The sequence below is a fragment of the Arthrobacter sp. Y81 genome (assembly GCF_002929335.1).
Taxonomy (GTDB): Bacteria; Actinomycetota; Actinomycetes; order Actinomycetales; family Micrococcaceae; genus Arthrobacter.
Genome location: NZ_PJIL01000007.1, coordinates 158,829 through 175,969 on the forward strand (window position 1 = coordinate 158,829; position 17,141 = coordinate 175,969).

The following is a 17,141-nucleotide window of genomic DNA, read 5'->3' on the forward strand; positions in this document are numbered from 1 at the left end:
TCGAGCCCACCGCGGCACTCCCCCCTGCCGCCGCCGAAGTCGCCGGAAACGTGCGGGTTCGCCGGAAGGCCCCGGGCTACGGCGTTCTCGCACGTTTCCGGCGACGTCGCGTTTTCCACATAGCGACGGCGGGGTCTACCGGGAGCTTTGACGGCACCGGACGCTGGTCCCATGCTGCACAACAACACCCCAACACTCCCAGCAACGAGCAACCTCTGGCGGACGGACCAGCTCTTCGACCTCGGATTCGGCTCACGGTCTATCAAGGCCTTGCTGGATCCAGGTTCGCTCGTCCGGCTGCGCTACGGCTGCTATCTCCGCGCCAGCATTTGGAACGCACAGTCCGCCCGCGTCCGGAGCCGACAGCTGATTTACGCGCATGCGCATGGAACACGCACGACGTCGACCGGCGCCTTCGTTTACAGCCACACGTCCGCTGCACGCCTGCACCTCCTCTATCTCTGGAACGTGGATGACATAGTCCATATTCTGCAGCGGGTGCGACCGTCGAATGAGCGCCACGGCAAGGATGTGCAGTGCCACACGCGTGCTTTCTCCGACAACGACGTAACTATGCTGGGCGGCCTGCACACCACCTCGCTGGAGAGGACGGCCGCGGATTGCGCCATGATGCTGAACTACCGGCAATCGCTCATCGTGATGGACCATGCGCTGCGCCTCGGTGCGGACCGATCATACCTGCAGGTGATGGCAGATTCCTTGGACGGGCGGCGCGGTATCCGGACCTTCCGTCGAGTACTGGCCACCGCCGACCCGCGCTCCGAATCCCCCGGGGAAACGCTCACACGAGAGCTGATCCTCCGGCTGAAGATCAGGCCTCCCGAGCCGCAGGTTGAGGTGGCGAGCCGGGTCGGGAGGCATCGCCTGGACTTCGCGTGGAAGGAAGAGAAGGTCGCGCTCGAGTTTGATGGCAAGGCTAAATACTTCGATTTCGAACCCACCGACGAGGTGCTCTTCCAGGAACGTCTCCGCGAAAAAGCCTTGACGGAGGAAGGATGGCTCTTCGTCCGGATCGAGTGGAAAGACCTGTTCCGGAAACCGGATTTCAAGAACCGTGTGCTCCGGGCCCTGGCTGGCCGGCCCCGCAGTGCCTGAGGTGGAGCGGCTGGCCTTCGGGAGGCGCTTACGCCCCGTAGCTCGGTTCGCGCTTCTTGATCCAGCCAATGGCCAAGGCGGTCAGCGGCACGAAGAAGAACTCCACCAGGGTCTTGTAGAGGAAGCCCACCAGCACGTAGTTCACGAAGGTGCCGAAGTCCGTGATGCCGATGACCGACGCCGCAATGCTGCAGAAGATCAGCGTGTCCACGAATTCGCCGGCCACCGAGGAGCTCATGATCCGCGCCCACAGGGACTTTTCGCCTGTGCGCGCCTTCATCTTCACCAGGATCCAGGAGTTGATGGTCTGCCCGGCCAGGAATGCCAGCAGCGAGGCCAGCACAATCTGCGGGACCGGGCCCAGCGCGCCCTCGAGGGCGGCCTGCTTGGAGGTACCGAACTCGTCGTCGAAGCCGGGCAGGGCGATGATCACCCAGTAGCAGATGGAGGCGAACACGGACAGGGCAAACGTGGTGATGATGGCCTTGCGCGCCACCTTGAACCCGTAGACCTCGCTGATGACGTCGCCCAGGATGTAGGCCAGCGGGAAGAGGAAGAAGCCGCCGTCCGTGATGATCGGACCGATCGCTACGCCTTTGGACGCCCCGATGTTGGAAAGGATCAGCACCACGGCCATGAGGGCCAACATGATGCCGAAGTAGGGGGAACCGATCGAGGCGAATTTCGGCGCCGCAGGGGCGGGGAAAGTCTTGGCGGTAGTCATGGGTGATCCATTCGGAGTGGTTCGCTCGGCTGCCCGGAAAGTCGCGAGGAGATCGCTGCAGCAGCCGGCTGTATTAGCACTGGGAGAGGCTCCCGCGAACTACTTCCGCCGGAGCCGTTTTCCATTCTCGCACCACCGGGTGCGGCGCGGGCACCGGCGGGCGGAACCAATGACAAATTTGAACACGTTCAGTTCTTGTGCGACACTTCTTGAACACGTTCAAAAATCGGGAGACGGGGATGCCCATGGCAAGCAAGAGCGAGCAGACGCGGCAGCTTGTTGCCGACGTGGCACTGCGGATGTTCCGTGAAATCGGCTTCGAAAAGACCACCATGCGCTCCATCGCTACGGAGGCCGGAGTGTCAGTGGGCAACGCCTACTATTACTTCGCGTCCAAGGACGAGCTGGTCCAGGAACTCTATGTCCGGGTCCAGGCGGAGCATGCCGTCAAGGCGGCCGAAGCTGTCGACGGCGTCAAAGACCTCAGCGGCAGGCTCAAGGCCACGCTGCACGCCGGGCTGGACGTCATGGAGCCGTACCACCGCTTCGGTGCCGAATTCATCGCCACCGCCATCCGGCCGACGTCGCCCGTCAACCCGTTCTCCGGAGAATCCACGGCCGCCCGCGATGCCTCGCTGGCCATCTTCCGGAACATCGTGGAGGGCGCCAGCCCGGCGGTTCCCAAGAAGCTCCGGGCCGACCTGCCGGAGCTCCTGTGGCTCGGCTACATGGGAGTGGCGCTCTTCTGGGTCTATGACACGTCGGAGGACCGGCGCCGCACCCGGAAACTGATCGACGGCGTGGCGCCGCTCATTGCCCGCGGGCTCTCCCTCGCAAGGATTCCCGGGGTCAGCAAGGTTTTGGACGATGTCCTGAGCCTGAGCCGCAGCGTCCGCGAATAGCCGGATTCCGGCACCAAAAGCCTGCAGCCGGGCGTCACACAGCAGCAATCATTGGGGGAAACATGGACAACAGAAAGACCGTAGTCCTGGCCGGAGCATCCGGCTTCATCGGCGGGCATTTCCGGACGCGCTTCGAGCAGGACGGCTGGCAGGTCCGCACCATCGGCCGCGCCCGAACAGACACCGGCGTGGACACCGCCCGCTGGGGCGACGACGCCGGGATCACCAAGGCGATCGACGGTGCCGAAATCCTGGTGAACCTCGCCGGACGTTCCGTGGACTGCCGGTACAGCCAGCGGAACAAGGCACAGATCCTGGCATCGCGGGTTGACACGACAGCGGAACTTGGCCGGGCGGTGGGGAACTGCTCCACTCCCCCGGCGACGTGGATCAACGCCAGCACCGGAACCATCTACCGCCACGCAGAAGACGCGCCTCAGTCGGACCACGACGGCGAGCTGGGCGAGGGCTTCTCTATGGATGTCGCCAGGGCCTGGGAGGGTGCCCTGGCCCGCTCCGAAACGCCGCTCACCCGCAAGATTCCGCTGCGGATCTCCATCGTGCTCGGTTCCGGCGCCGGCGTGATGCGTCCTTTGGCCAATCTGGCCAGGCTGGGGCTGGGTGGACCCCATGGGCAGCGGCAGGCAGATGTTCAGCTGGGTCCATGTGGAGGATCTGTACCGCAGCGTGCTGTTCGTGCACCAACGGACGGATATCACGGGGGCGGTGAACGTGGCCTCGCCCGACGTCGTGGACAACCGGCAGCTGATGAAGTTGGTCCGGCGGGCGCACGGTGTGCCGCTTGGCCTGCCGACCCCCGTCTGGCTGCTGGAGCTCGGCGCCGTGCTAATCCGCACCGAGACCGAGCTGGTGCTCAAGAGCCGCTGGGTGCAGCCGCGGAAACTGCTGGATGCCGGCTTCATCTTCAGGCATCCCGAGCTGGGAAGCGCCCTTAAGGAGATCACCGGGCGGCAGGCATGAGCCGCCCCGACCGCGTCGTGCTGGGCGCAGGCGCCGTGTGGCTCGGCATCCTCGTGACGCATGTGACGTTCTGCCTGCTGTTCGGAGCCAGCGTCCAAATGCAAAATCCGCGTTCGTTGTCCGGCCTGTGGTTCTCCCTGGCGGCCCTGATGTATGGGGCCATTCCCGCGATAGTCGTTGGGTGGAGCCTGGCCATGCCGCTGGGTCTGCTGATGCGGCCGGTCAGCAGCCAATGGATCCACGTAACCGCCTTTGGATTGCTGGGCGCCGGGCTGGGAGTTCCATTCGGTGTCTTCGCCGATCCGGCCAACTACTTCGCTGCGTCCGCAATGGGCACCGCGGCCGCGTTGGGCCGGCTCGCGGTTTCAAAACTTGCCAGGAAATACGACGTCGGGCCGCCGGCGCCTGAACCCGAAGTCCGGTAGCGATATTGGTCATACGCACAATGCGGCCTGTTTGGGCCCGGTGGCAGGATGGGTGGATGACTTCTGCCGCTGTTGAGACGTATCCTTCCGTTGCCCTCACCATTGCCGGGTCCGAAGCGACCGGCGGTGCCGGAGCGCAGGCCGACCTGAAGACCTTCCAGGAACTGGGCGTCTTCGGCATCGCCAACCTGACCTGCATCGTGTCCTTCAACCCGAACGACAACTGGAACCACCGCTTTGTCCCGGTGGACCAGCAGGTCATCGCGGACCAGTTGGAGGCGACGACGGCGGCATATGGGGCCGCTTCGGGCGCGCCGTCCGTACTGGACACCGTGAAGATCGGCATGCTGGGCAGCCCGGCCACCATTTCGACCGTTTCGTCCGCTCTAACCTCGGGCGGGTTCACCAACGTGGTGCTGGACCCGGTGCTGATCTGCAAGGGCCAGGAACCGGGCCACGCACTAGATACCGACCAGGCGCTCAAGGCGCAGATCCTGCCGCTGGCCACGTTTGTCACGCCCAACCACTTCGAGGCGGAGTCGCTGTCCGGACTGGAGATCACCGACGTCGAGTCCCTCAAGGCCGCGGCCATCCGCATCCATGAGCTGAGCGGCGCGGCGGTGCTGGCCAAGGGTGGCGTGCGCCTGGCCGGACCCGACGCCGTCGACGTCTATTACGACGGCGACACGCTGGAAGTCCTGTCCGCCCCCAAGGTGGGCGAAGTGGCCGTGTCCGGCGCCGGCTGTTCCCTGGCCGCCGCGGTGACGGCCGAGCTGGCCAAGGGCGCGACTCCGCTCGAGGCTGCCCGCAGTGCGAAGGCGTTTGTGACCGCCGGCATCCGCAACCGTATGGTCTCCGGCGCCCCGTTCGACGCCCTGTGGCAGGGCGGCCCGCGCTAACTCTTCCCCCGCCTTACCGGACGCTCTCTCACTTTTCGCACGAAAAACCGGGACGCTCGCTCACTGGTGAGAGAGCGTCCCGGTTTTCGTCGCAGGATCTGAGAGAGCGTCCCGGTCAGGAGCGGGGGTCGGCCACCGTTCCCATGAACAGCGGCAGGCCGGTTTCCACGTGCACGATCTGATAGTGGAACGGCCGGTCGAAGGCGATGGTCCGCTCGGGCTGCGGCGGGGCGCTGGTGGCCATTCCGTTGATCTGGGTGACAGCGGCGGCGATGGTGCCCTTTTCAGCGACAGTGATGTTGGCAGCCTGCGCCGCCTGGGTGATCATCATCTTGGGCTGGATGTTGTTGAAGTCCTCGGTGGTGTTGAGGGTCTTCCGCAGGCCGAGCGACTCAAACACCTTCCGCAGGTCAAAGCTGCACTTGTGGTCCCAGCGGGGCAGCTGGATCTGCACTGTCTCAAGCGCTGCCGTGTCGAACGTATCCGCGATTTCCGTAAGCCTGGCTGCGTCGAAAGCCGCTGAGGCGGGGCGGGATCCTGCAGCGGCTCCCGCATCCGGGAGGACCAGCCGCATGACGAAACCGTCGGCGTAGGGAAGGTCCACGCCCTGCCAGCCGGCCCCTTCCGCGTACTTCATCTCCAGTTCGTTATGCATTGCCGGCGCCTCGATTTCCTCGCCGGCGGCTGTTGTGAAGGGCAGGTCCGAGGTGTCATTCGGGTCAAACGGCGCCCTCCAGGCGGACGCGAAGTACAGGGAATTGAGCAGGCTGAACGTGTTGTCTGGATCGTACTTTGCGGGGGCTTCCTTGATCCGGCCGCCCGTGTTCCTGTTCACCCAGGCATCGATGGCGGGCTTCGTTGCACCCTCATCACTGAAGTCCACGGGATACACGCCGGTTCCGTAGTGCCGGGCGAGAGTGTCCAGGAAGGAATCACCGGTGGGCACGCCCTTGTCCACGAATAGCCCGTTGGCGGCGTGCATGACCGGTTTCCGCGGCGGGTTGTCCTCATCCACTGCGCCGGGGTCGCCGTCGAACTTCTCGAGCGAGCTGAGAAGCGCGTTCATGGCCTCATCGCGATTCTCCATGGGAAGTTGCAGGACGCTGTCCATCTCCGCAGCAGTCCCGCCAGACGCGCCGGCGCGAAGCATCGCAAGCGCAATCAGCAGGCTCCCGGGCGAGGACACCACGTTCCCGTTGGAGCCGTCGCCGCCGTCGGCCAGCAGGGCCTCGCCGAGGCCCAGGGCGGAAGCCCGGAAGGAGCGCAGTTCGGCGGCATAAGCCGCCCGGTCCACCGAAACCCTCTCCACGCCGTCGGCCTTCAGCAGTTCGGGCGCCGATGCCGAACAGGCGGTGAGGGCCACCAGGGCACCGGCCGTTGCGATCCTGGCCACGCGGAATGTCTTCATTTTCTCCCCCTTGGACCTGCCTTGCCGGCATATGGCGGGAATCCGCCCGTCTCCCTTCAGTCAACCAGCCTGCCCGCTGCAGGACGATGCCCGTAGGGTCACGGTTTACCGTCGTTTTGGTATCACCCCTCCGACGCTCTCTCACCATTCGCAACGTTTTCGCCAACGCTCCCGCATTTCCTTCACGGGCGTATCCTCGTGACATTCGGAGGAACACTAAATGGCACAGCATTTCAGCAGCATTGACGAGTACATCGCGTCCTTCCCAGCCGAGGTGCGGGGCGTCCTCCAGGAGGTCCGGCGCAGTTGCCACTCGGCGGTGCCGGAGTCCGGCGAGATGATCAGCTACGGCATCCCCACCGTCACCCTGGACGGCAAGTACGTGGTGTATTTCGCGGGGTGGGCGCACCATATTTCCGTGTATCCCGTGCCCGCGGGGGACGCGGACTTCCAGGCTGAGATCGCCCCGTACCGGACAGCCAAGGGAACGCTGAAATTCCCGTTGGGCAAACCGGTCCCGTACGGGCTCATCGAAAAAACGGCGGCGCTGCTTGCGGGCGAACGCCGCGGGCAGTAGAGGCCGGCTGTCGCCGCCGTCGGAAGCGTACGACGGGCGGAAGCGTACGACGGCGGGCGGCAGCGCCGTCGTCGTCCTTGGGCACCTGCCGCACTGGTCCCTAACGCCGCGGGATGTTCCGCAGGTTGCTGCGGGCCATGCTCACGGCTTCGCCGGCGCCGCGGTTCAGGACCACTTTGGACATGGCAGTCGCGAAGCCAAGGACTTGCGACCCTGTGATCTTCGGGGGGATGGACAGCGCTTTGGGATCCGTAATGAGTTCCACCAGCGACGGTCCGGGATGCGCGAAGGCCTCCCGGTAGGCCTCCTCAATCCGGGCCGGATCGGTGACGCGGACGGCGTGGAAGCCGAGGGCGCGGGCGACGGCGGAGTAGTCGGCGTCGGGCACGTCCACGCCGAAATCGGGCAGCCCGTCCACGAGCATCTCGAGTTTGACCATGCCCAGGGTGGAGTTGTTGAAGACCACAACGTTCACGGGCAGACGATGGGCAGCAACGGTGACGAGCTCGCCGAGCAGCATGGACAGCCCGCCGTCGCCCGAGACCGAAATGACCTGCCGTCCGGGGTAGGCCAGCTGCGCGCCGATCGCGTGCGGCAGGGCGTTGGCCATGGACCCGTGCAGGTACGAGCCGATCAGCCGGCGCGTGCCAAGAGGGTTGATGTAGCGCGCGGTCCAGACGTTGCACATGCCCGTGTCAGCGGTGAAGATGGCGTCCTCCGCGGCCACCTGGTCCAGGATCGAGGCCGCGTACTCCGGGTGGATCGGCTGCTTCTTTTCCACCTTGCGCGTGTAGGCGCCCACGGCCTTGTTCATGAGCCGGTCGTGCTTCTTGAGCATCTGGTTGAGGAAGCGGCGGCTCTTCTTTGGAGCCAGCAGGGGCCTCAGCGCGGTGAGCGTTGGCAGCACGTCGCCATGGACGGCGATGTCGACGTCGGTACGCCGGCCCAGCTTGTGGGCGGCCCGGTCCACCTGGGCGGTGCGGGTGTCGGGGAGGAACTGGTCATAGGGAAAATCGGTGCCGAGCAGGATCAGCAGGTCCGCGTCCTCGATCCCCTCGGCCGCGGCGCCGTAGCCGAGCAGCCCCGTCATCCCGATGTCGTACGGGTTCTCGTACTGCATGAAGTCCTTGCCCCGCAGCGTGTGGCCGATCGGGGCGCCGATCACTTCCGCGAGGGCGACGACTTCGTCGTGGGCCCCCTGCGTTCCTGCCCCGGCAAAGATGGCAACCTTGTCGGCCGCGTTGATGGCATCGGCGAGCTCCCGGACGCTCACGGCGTCCGGGACGAGGGTTGCGCGCCGGAACGTCGCGGGCAGCGGCGTCTCGCCCGCTGCGTCCAGACCGGCGATATCGCCCGGGAGAGTGACGACGGCGACTCCCCCGAGCCCGACAGCGTGCTGGATCGCGCTGTGCATGACGCGGGGCGCCTGCTCTGCCGTGCTGACCAGCTCCGAGTACACCGAGCATTCGTTAAAGAGCCGGTCCGGATGGGTTTCTTGGAAGAAGCCGCTGCCGATCTGCTTGCTCGGAATGTGCGAGGCGATGGCCAGGACGGGCGCCCCTGAGCGGTTCGCGTCGTACAGCCCGTTGATCAGGTGCAGGTTGCCCGGGCCGCAGGACCCGGCGCAAACGGCAAGACGGCCGGTCAGCTGGGCTTCCGCCGCGGCAGCGAACGCGGCAGCCTCCTCGTGCCGGACATGGATCCAGTCGATTCCGCCGTGCTGGGAGCCGCCCGTTTTGCGGACGGCGTCGACGATCGGGTTGAGGCTGTCCCCCACGATCCCGTAAATTCGCTGGACACCGGCAGCCTGGAGCTGTTCGATGAGCTGGGTGGCAAGTTCCTTGGCCATGAGTGCACACTCCCGCGATCACGTTGATGGGCTGACAGGTTGATCAACTGACAGGGCCAATATAGTCCCCACCATCCTCGGAACGCTCTCTCACTTAACGCAGGAAAACCCGGAACGCTCTCTCACTTAACGCAGGAAAACCCGAGACGCTCTCTCACTTTCCAGAAGAAAGTGAGAGAGCGACCGGGTATTTCCTGCAGGATCTGCGAGAGCGTTCTGTGGGGTGAGCGTACGACGGCGGGCGGCCACCCGCCGTCGTACGCTCCGGGGAGCCTCTACCGCTGGACGCTAGGCGTCCACGAGGTCCTTGTCCTTGTCCTCATCCTTGCGGGACTGCGACCAGGCGTCACCCTGTTCGCGGTCCAGGTGCGTGACCTTCTTGTTCTTCAGGGCGAAGATGTAGACCACCAGCGAGATGGCGATGGCGACGGTGACATAGGTGAAGAACAGGTCCACCCGCTCGGCCTTCTGGAAGGCCGCGCCGAGCAGCGGAACCGTACCGCCGAAGAGTGAGTTGGCAATCGCGTAGCCCAGTCCCACTCCGAGGGCGCGGATGGAGGCCGGGAACAGCTCGGCTTTCACGAGGGCGTTGATGGAGGTGTAGCCGCCAACGATCAGGAGGCCGCCCATCATGAGCAGGAACGCGGTGAACGGGTCCTTGGTGTTGGACAGGGTGGAGAGCAGCGGCCAGGTGAAGAGGACGCCGGTGATGCCGAACCACAGGAGCAGCGGCTTGCGGCCCACCTTGTCCGAGATGATGCCGTACACGGGCTGGAGCAACATGAAGATGAACAGTGCCCAGAAGTTGATCACCGAGGTGTCGGTCTTGGCGATGCCGGACGTATCGTTCATGAACTTCAGGATGAAGTTGGTGTACGTGTAGAACGCCACGGTGCCGCCGAGAGTGACGCCGATGCAGATCAGCAGCGGCTTCCAGTACTGCGTGAACAGCAGCCTCATGGTGCCCGGCTGGGCTTCGCCGGCGGCGACCGGCGTCTTGGCGGCCGCAACCTGTTCTTCGGAGACGGTTTCCTCCATGGAGCGCCGCAGCCACAGGACAACCAGCGCAGCCACGCCGCCGATAGCGAACGGGATACGCCAGCCCCACTCGGTCAGGTCGCTCTTGGGCATGAAGTTCTGCAGGATGACCAGAACCAGCAGGGCCATCATCTGGCCGCCGATCAGGGTGACGTACTGGAAGCTGGAGAAGAAGCCGCGGCGCTTGGACGTGGCGGCCTCGGACATGTACGTGGCACTGGTGCCGTATTCGCCGCCCACGGAGAAGCCCTGGACCAGGCGGATCAGGATCAGCAGCACCAAGGCCCAGACGCCGACCTGCTGCGTAGTGGGCAGGAGCGCGATGGCGAAGGACCCCGCGGACATCATCGTCACGCTGAGCGTCAGCGCGGCCTTGCGGCCTTTACGGTCCGCGTAGCGGCCGAAGAACCAGGCGCCGATGGGGCGCATCAGGAACGACGTCGAGAACACTGCCATCGCCTCAAGGCCGGCCTGCAGCTCGTCCTTGGAGTTGAAGAAGTGGGACTGGAAGTAGGCGGCAAAGACCGTGTAGACGTAGAGGTCGTACCATTCCACGAGGTTGCCGGCCGAGCCTTTGAGGATGTTGCTCACGGCCCGGCGGGTCTGGGCTGACTCGCTCTGGACTTCGGTTTGCTGGGTGCTCATCGCTGAACCTTCCTTGACGGCGCCGCCACCGGCAACCGTTCCGGGCGTACTTTCGTGCTGTCCACGGCAACATTGCTCATGGTTCCTCCTCGACATCGGCAGTCCCCGGAAAGCCGGGGACTCCATCCAAGCTATTCGTGATCCACCGCACAGCCAACGCCGGAGGGGAAGTCCTAACACTTCCTTAGGTTTAGCTCCCGGGTTGCCCTGATGGATCTGCGCTTTGCCCCTGCATCTGGCGGATGCAGGACCGCGTCTGGTGCGTTCGGGGCCCGGCAGGGCGGAAAATCGGTGGACGGGGTAATCTCCAAAGGCGGGCCGGGGAAGAAACACCGCTCATACGGAACAGGAAACAGGCCATGGATGTGCTCATCGTCGAGGACGACGACGCCATGGCGTCCGCCCTCGACGCAGCCGTGGTTTCCGCCGGACACACGGCCTCCCGGGTTGCCCGCGGAGCCGACGCACTCCTGGATCACCGGCGCTTTGAGGTCATCCTGCTCGATCTGGGCCTTCCCGACATGGATGGCCTCGACGTCCTGCGCAAGCTTCGCCAGGTCACACCCGTCCCGATCCTGATCCTCACAGCCCGCGACGACGAGCGCAGCGTGGTGCTTGGCCTGCGGTCCGGAGCCGATGACTACCTCGTCAAGCCGGTGAAACTGGTTGAGCTCCTCGCGCGTATCGAAGCCGTCACCCGTCGGGCAGGCCGTGCAAAGGACAACAGGCAGCGGACCATCGTGCTGGGCGAACTCGAGGTGGACCTCGAACGGCGTGTGGCCGCGATCGGTCCCAGGGTCCTGCCGTTGACCGCCACTGAGTTCGACCTGCTCGCGCTCCTGGCAAGCCACGCGGGTTCGGTGGTCACGCGGGAGCAGATCCTGGACGCGCTGTGGGGCGATGCGTTCCTTGCCTCCTCCCGATCCCTCGACGTGCACCTGACAGGCCTGCGGGCGAAACTCCAGATGCCGGGCTTCATCATCAACGTCCGCGGCGTGGGCTACCGGGTCGAGGCGGGTCCTGCGTGAAGCTGCGAGTCCTCGGTGTCCTGAGCATCCTGTCCGTCCTCATCGTCATCTTCGCCTCCACCGCCATCCTGACGTCGGCCAGCCGGGAGCTTACCCAGGAACTTCAGATCAACCGGGCTGCCGCCCTCAACCGCCTCGCGCAGGTAGCGTTCGACGCCGCCACGGACGGAGGACACGCCACGCAGTTGCAGACCGAGATGGACAGATACTCGGAACTGTATGGGGAGGGGGTCCTGATCCGCCTCCAGGCAGGCACGCTGCGCTCGGGCGGCCTGAGCGAGGAGAGGGCAGACGTCCGCGATGCGCTGGCCAGGGCGAACCTGAACCTCAACGACACCACGCTCGCTCCGCTTCAGCCTTTCGGAGCCGGTTCTGAGGTGATTTCACGCTCCTTCGGCAGCGCAAGCCAGGTTCTTGGCGAGGCGGTCCTGGAAGTGAACCTGGATGCCGCCCGGCAGAAGCTGCGGGAGCGGTGGCTCCTTGTCGGAGTCGCTGCCGCCGCCCTCACAGCGGTGCTCCTCCTCGGCGCCGCCCGCGTGACCAGGTGGGTGCTGCGTCCTGTTCACCGCCTGAATTCGGCGGTAACGGAGCTTGAGGCAACAGGGAGGACCGGTCAGCTTCCTGAGGACGGGCCGCCGGAACTGCGGGAACTGAGCCGTTCCTTCACCAGAATGGCGCGGACGGTCAGCGACAGCATCGACTCCCAGCGCCAGCTGATTGCCGACACGTCTCATCAGCTGCGCAATCCCGTGGGCGCCCTGCGGTTGAGGGTCGACTTACTGCAGCTTGAGCTGCAAACAGCCCGGGAACACAAGGCCGCAGCTGGAGTACTGGCGGAACTGGAACGTGTGGAAGAGATCCTGGACGGGGTATTGAAGCTGGCCACGGCCGAGCACAGGGTCTTCGAAGACTCTGCCGGAGGGCCACTGGGCACCCCTTCCCGCGGGCTCCCGGCGGTGGTTGATCCTTACCCTGTCCTGCAGGAAGAAACCGAAAGGGCAGGACCTGCGGCACGGCGCAGCGGCTCATCCATCCTGCTGGACGATCCGCCGGACCCGGCGGTGCACATCGCCTGCAACGCCGCCGAACTGGCCCAGATGGTGGGGGAACTGATCAACAACGCCATCAAATACGCAGCCCCTGCCCGCATCACGGTGGCAGTCAGGGTCCGCCCGGAGGCGGTCGCCGTCGAAATCTCCGACGACGGCTCCGGGCTTTCCGCTGCGGAACGGGCCGCTGCCACAAGCCGGTTCTGGCGTTCCCCGCAGCACCGGGAGATCCGCGGCAACGGCCTGGGCATGACGATTGTGGACAAACTGGCCGGAGCCAACGGGGGCCGCCTGCTGCTGGCGGAAGCCTCGCCGCACGGCCTGATCGCGCGCATCGAGTTTCCGCATGCCGCGGCCGGGCCTGGTAAGGAGGGTCCGGCATGACTGGAACGCCTTGCATGACCGGCATGATGTCCGGAGGCCTTCCGCCGAGGCGGACCGCCCTCAAGGCCGGGCTGGCTGCCGGGCTGGCGGGACTGCTTTTGCCGGCCCTCAGCGCCTGCACTCCCGAGGACCGTCCGGGCACGGTGACCGTGGCCGGGGGTGAGCCGGGAGGGTTCTATCTGGAGTTCGCCACGCTGCTGGCGGAGTCCCTCCAGCGTCATGGAGTGGCAGACCATGCGGTGGCCCTGACCACCGGAGGCAGCCTGGATAACCTGGGTCAACTGCTGACGGGGCAGGCCACGTTCGCCGTCGCGCTGGCCGATGCCGCCGCCCAGCAGCTGGCAACACACAGCACGTCGGCCGCCGGAGTCACGGCGCTCGGACGGGTGTACGAAAATTACGTGCATTGCGTCGTGCGGAAAGGCAGCGGCATCCGCGACCTCGCCGGACTGGCCGGGAGGAAAGTGGCTGTCGGCGAGCCCGGTTCCGGGACCTCGTTGACCACTCCTCGCCTGATCGAGGCTGCCGGGCTGGGGTCCGCTGCTGTTGGCACTGCCCCCCCTGCCGCCACCGAGGAGACAGTGACCGTGCTGAACCTCGGGCTCAACGATGGCCTGGCAGCCCTGCAGGACGGATCAGTGGACGCCCTGTTCTGGTCCGGAGGCGTGCCAACGGCTGCAATCGCTGATAGCAACAGGGGGGCCGCCCTGGCATTCCTGGACCTCTCGGCGTTGATTCCCTCCATACGGACCCGCTATGGCCCCTACTACGACCGCGTGCTGATCCCTGAGGGCAGCTACGAGAGCATTCCCGCTGTCTGGACGGTGGGTGTGGCGAATCTCCTCCTGTGCCGGAGCGACCTGGACGGGAGAACCGTGAAGAGGACCGTCGAACTGCTGGTGGGGCACGCCGAGGAACTGATCCCCCGCTCCAGCCTGGGGGTCCAGTTCCTGAGCCCGGAGTCGCTGATCAACACTGCCGGCCTGCCGTTGCACCCCGCAGCCGCTGCTGCCTACCGGGAACTCCACGGGTAAGGCTTTCACCGGCGGGCCGCCCGGCAGAAGTCCGAACAGAACGCTTTTGGGCTGCCGCGGCAGGGCCATCCGCGGCTTCCGGGCCGCAGGCGAAACTGCGGAGCCAAAACGGTTCCGTGCGTGATGCCGGTCTCCGGTCCTTTGCCACTGTCGTTCTGTCGCCGGATGGCCGCTGGTTAGCTTAATGTCGTAGGTGCTTTCTAGCCTTGAGCCATGAACATATCCGGGACTTTGGCCTCAATAAATGGCCTGCATGACGCTGGTCGGAACGAACGCAGAAACATTGCATTCGAAATTGGAATAATATTCATCGGCGGTCTCGCACTGTTCGTGATGGCCATCTTGTTGCCGGTCGGCCCCACGTTGCTGGTTACAGCGAAGGGTGGCGTCGCACTCACATCCACAATTTTCGATGCATTCTCCTTCCGGGCTTTGGACTCTTCCGGCATGGCACAGTTTGTGGCCGTTGCCGGCGTGGTTCTTGCCTTAAATCGCTTTGATCGGCACTCACCCGACGAACTAGGAATGGAAGTTGCCGTCAAGCTTTCGACGCGTCTAGATTTCAGGAGTTTGGTTCAATTTGTCCTGATGCTGGTGGCGGCAACAGCGCCGTATCGTGCCATTACCTGGATCGTATTACACTCCGGAGATCCGGGTTGGAACCAACAGGCTGCTGCAAGCGCTGGAACATGCGTAATCCTCTGGTTATTACTCCTTCTCGCGGCACCCGCAGGTTCGGTCTGCGGACTTCAAAACATTCAAAGGCAGTGGCATCTCGCTGAGGTCATTCATCGGGCGGGGCGTCTTGAGCAGGCATGGGGAAAACGCTGGGGCCACGCCCTCCATGATCCGGTCGCGAACCGCTTTCTTCCGCTGCGCATCGCAGTGAACTGGTCATTAGTGATGGCCGGCATCACAATTGCTTTTCTTTTTCTAACTTGGGTCGCGAGTCCTGGTTACGAGTTTTGGTTAGATCCCGAATACGCGCGCTTCGCAATCGTGCTGGCCGTCTACCTTTCTCTCATTGGATTCGTCGGATTGGCCGTTTCCGTCGGATTTGCATTACTTTCAATGAAAGAAGAGAACCAGGGCTCGCCAGCAGCGGCGATAGCTAAATGGCTAGCTGCGGCCGTTCCTTTTTTGTTTGGGGTCGGCACTGCAACCGCACTCGGGAAACCTTACATTCCCGCTTTATGTGCGGTCCTGCTGGTAACCGGGGTTCAATATGCTTGCATGTGTGGCATTCTGCGGAAGCGGCGTCTGCTTCCCCGAGCATGGAGTCCGGTACGCCAACTCACTCTGTGCATTAGGCAAATGACTCACTACCAAGCGCACACGCATTGGGCGCTACTCCAATCGCGATGGTCGTCCGGTGTCGAAAAATTACCACGGCGAGAAGCCAAAAAGGCAATTAAGGAAGCCAGACGATGGCGAACGAAGCACGGGCTTGAGCTGCCATTCTTCGACTGATCGCGCCGACTTCCGTCTGACATTGCCACCACTAGCATTCTTTCCGGTACCCCTAGCTCCCGGAGTGCGCCTGCAGGAACGAATACACCTCGGTCTCGTCCACGCCGGGGAAAGCCCCCGGCGGCATGGCGGCCAGCAGGTGGGAGTGCGCCCGGGCGGACGGCCAGGCGTTGCCCGCCCATTCCGACGTCAGCGAGGCCGGCGGCCGGCGGCAGCAGTTCTCGTCAGGGCACGTTGACTTGGACCGTTCGGTGGTTTCCCGCCCCCGGAACCATTTCACCTGCGCGTAGGGCACCCCGACGGAGAGGGAGAACTCGCCGTTCGCCGAGCGTTCGGTCCGGGCCGTGCACCAGTACGTCCCCGCAGGGGTGTCCGTGTACTGGTTGTACGCACTGAACTTGTCCGCCACGTCGAACACCATGCGGCTGGTCCAGTACTTGCACGACGGCTGGCCCTCGATGGCGCCGGTGTGGTCCTGCGGGAACGTCACGCCGTCGTTCTCGTAGGCCTTGTAGATGATGCCGCTCTTATGGGTCTTCTGGAAGTGGGTGCGGATGTCCAGGTGCTGGGTGGCCAGGTTGGTGAACCGGTGGGCGGCCGTTTCATAGGACACGGCGAAGGCATCCCGGACGTCCTCCACGGCGATTTCCTTGGCTTGCTTGGCTTTCTGCAGGAAATCCACGGTGGCCTGCTCCGGGAGCATCAGCGCTGCCGCGAAATAGTTGGTAGCGACGCGCTGCATCAGGAAATCCCCGTAGTTGTTGGGGGTCTGGTGGCCCAGGACGTAGTGGCCCAGCGCCTGCAGGAGTACCGACCGCGGGTCGTGGTCCGAGCGCTGGTTCTGCGTCAGGTAAATTCGGTGGTTCTTGAGATCCGTCACGGAACGGGTGGAATGCGGCAGGTCTCCCACGTGGTGGAGGGTGAACCCGAGGTGACCGGCAATGTCCGCGATGACGTGATGCGAAAGCGGACCGCTGGTGTGTCCCACCGAGGCCAGGACCTTCTGCGCCTCGGCCTCGTACTCCGGGAAGTAGTTGTTCCGCTCGCGCATCATGGCCCGCAGTTCAGCGTTGGCGCGGCGGGCCTCTTCGGGCGTCGCCACCTGCTCATTGAGTTTGCGCTCCAGCTCGTGCTGCAGGCCCACCATGGACTCCAAAACATCCATCGGGAGCCGCGAACTGATGCGGATTTTCGGCAGGTTGAGGGACTCGTAGATGGGGCTGCGCTGGTACCGCTCCAGCTCGATCTCCAGCGCGGCGCGCCGGTTTGCCGGCTCCGCCCCGAGCAGCTGGTCAATGGTCACGCCGAGTGCCGTCGCAAGCAGCTGCAGCAGCCCCAGTTTCGGTTCACGCTTACCGTTCTCGATCAGGCTCAGCTGGCTCGGTGCGGTCCCGACGGCGGCACTCAGGTCATCGAGTGTCATGCCCGCCGCTTTGCGCAGGTGCCGCACGCGGCGGCCCAGGCTGATGACGTCCACCTCGGGGGCGCCAGGGGACAACGGCGGGGTGGCGGCTTTGCGGTTCCAGCTTGTAGGGGACATTTCTTGAGCATACGGGAAGAAGTGCACTTCTTTCCATAGTTTTCATCTAGTAACCCTCTTGAAAGTGCTGAA

14 protein-coding genes and 1 pseudogene are annotated in these 17,141 nt (G+C 64.6%); 10 read left to right on the plus strand and 5 right to left on the minus strand.

Translation table 11 applies throughout. The annotated features are described in order from the left end of the window. Nucleotides 1–171 precede the first annotated feature (171 nt). Nucleotides 172–1,116, plus strand: a complete 945-nt coding sequence (locus CXQ91_RS11490; RefSeq protein ID WP_104174039.1) for a hypothetical protein — start codon at nucleotides 172–174, stop codon at nucleotides 1,114–1,116. Nucleotides 1,117–1,144: 28 nt separating this feature from the next. Here the strand turns inward: CXQ91_RS11490 and CXQ91_RS11495 are convergent, their stop codons facing one another. Next, entirely contained in the window at nucleotides 1,145–1,840 is a 696-nt protein-coding gene (locus CXQ91_RS11495) for a queuosine precursor transporter (RefSeq protein ID WP_104174040.1), read from the minus strand. A 245-nt stretch (nucleotides 1,841–2,085) separates the two neighbouring features. Between CXQ91_RS11495 and CXQ91_RS11500 the strand changes: the two genes are divergently transcribed. From CXQ91_RS11500 to CXQ91_RS11515, 4 genes and pseudogenes are all read left to right on the plus strand, one after another. Next, nucleotides 2,086–2,742, plus strand: coding sequence for a TetR/AcrR family transcriptional regulator (locus CXQ91_RS11500; RefSeq protein WP_104174140.1), 657 nt, complete (start codon nucleotides 2,086–2,088; stop codon nucleotides 2,740–2,742). A 62-nt stretch (nucleotides 2,743–2,804) separates the two neighbouring features. Beyond that, a pseudogene (locus CXQ91_RS11505) lies at nucleotides 2,805–3,723 on the plus strand (TIGR01777 family oxidoreductase). After that, nucleotides 3,720–4,148 carry a hypothetical protein gene (locus tag CXQ91_RS11510; RefSeq protein ID WP_104174041.1) on the plus strand — a complete coding sequence of 143 codons (429 nt, stop codon included), beginning with the start codon at nucleotides 3,720–3,722 and terminating at the stop codon, nucleotides 4,146–4,148. Before CXQ91_RS11505 ends, CXQ91_RS11510 begins: the two are co-directional and overlap by 4 nt. Nucleotides 4,149–4,204: 56 nt before the next feature. After that, a complete protein-coding gene (locus CXQ91_RS11515) occupies nucleotides 4,205–5,047 on the plus strand; it encodes a hydroxymethylpyrimidine/phosphomethylpyrimidine kinase (RefSeq protein WP_104174042.1) in 843 nt (280 codons plus the stop codon). A 115-nt stretch (nucleotides 5,048–5,162) separates the two neighbouring features. Here CXQ91_RS11515 and CXQ91_RS11520 read toward each other — a convergent pair whose 3' ends face one another. Further along, entirely contained in the window at nucleotides 5,163–6,455 is a 1,293-nt protein-coding gene (locus CXQ91_RS11520; RefSeq protein WP_104174043.1) for a serpin family protein, read from the minus strand. 220 nt (nucleotides 6,456–6,675) lie between these two features. Here CXQ91_RS11520 and CXQ91_RS11525 point away from each other — a divergent pair, with 220 nt between their 5' ends. Then, nucleotides 6,676–7,032 (plus strand): iron chaperone, encoded by a 357-nt coding sequence (locus CXQ91_RS11525; protein WP_104174044.1) that lies wholly within the window; start codon nucleotides 6,676–6,678, stop codon nucleotides 7,030–7,032. 100 nt (nucleotides 7,033–7,132) lie between these two features. Here the strand turns inward: CXQ91_RS11525 and CXQ91_RS11530 are convergent, their stop codons facing one another. Then, complete coding sequence (locus CXQ91_RS11530; RefSeq protein WP_104174045.1) at nucleotides 7,133–8,881, minus strand: pyruvate dehydrogenase; 1,749 nt, start codon at nucleotides 8,879–8,881, stop codon at nucleotides 7,133–7,135. A 288-nt stretch (nucleotides 8,882–9,169) separates the two neighbouring features. After that, complete coding sequence (locus CXQ91_RS11535) at nucleotides 9,170–10,564, minus strand: MFS transporter (protein ID WP_104174046.1); 1,395 nt, start codon at nucleotides 10,562–10,564, stop codon at nucleotides 9,170–9,172. 359 nt (nucleotides 10,565–10,923) lie between these two features. Between CXQ91_RS11535 and CXQ91_RS11540 the strand changes: the two genes are divergently transcribed. The 4 genes from CXQ91_RS11540 to CXQ91_RS24490 all read left to right on the plus strand — a co-directional run bounded on the left by CXQ91_RS11540 (nucleotide 10,924) and on the right by CXQ91_RS24490 (nucleotide 15,529). Next, nucleotides 10,924–11,592, plus strand: a complete 669-nt coding sequence (locus CXQ91_RS11540) for a response regulator transcription factor (RefSeq protein WP_104174047.1) — start codon at nucleotides 10,924–10,926, stop codon at nucleotides 11,590–11,592. After that, entirely contained in the window at nucleotides 11,589–13,025 is a 1,437-nt protein-coding gene (locus tag CXQ91_RS11545) for a HAMP domain-containing sensor histidine kinase (RefSeq protein ID WP_104174048.1), read from the plus strand. The genes CXQ91_RS11540 and CXQ91_RS11545 overlap by 4 nt, the downstream gene beginning before the upstream one ends. After that, nucleotides 13,022–14,059, plus strand: coding sequence for a TAXI family TRAP transporter solute-binding subunit (locus tag CXQ91_RS11550; protein ID WP_258073943.1), 1,038 nt, complete (start codon nucleotides 13,022–13,024; stop codon nucleotides 14,057–14,059). The genes CXQ91_RS11545 and CXQ91_RS11550 overlap by 4 nt, the downstream gene beginning before the upstream one ends. A gap of 213 nt (nucleotides 14,060–14,272) precedes the next feature. After that, a complete protein-coding gene (locus CXQ91_RS24490; RefSeq protein ID WP_146072328.1) occupies nucleotides 14,273–15,529 on the plus strand; it encodes a hypothetical protein in 1,257 nt (418 codons plus the stop codon). A gap of 52 nt (nucleotides 15,530–15,581) precedes the next feature. Here the strand turns inward: CXQ91_RS24490 and CXQ91_RS11555 are convergent, their stop codons facing one another. Continuing rightward, nucleotides 15,582–17,096, minus strand: a complete 1,515-nt coding sequence (locus CXQ91_RS11555) for a helix-turn-helix transcriptional regulator (RefSeq protein ID WP_104174050.1) — start codon at nucleotides 17,094–17,096, stop codon at nucleotides 15,582–15,584. Nucleotides 17,097–17,141: the final 45 nt, after the last annotated feature.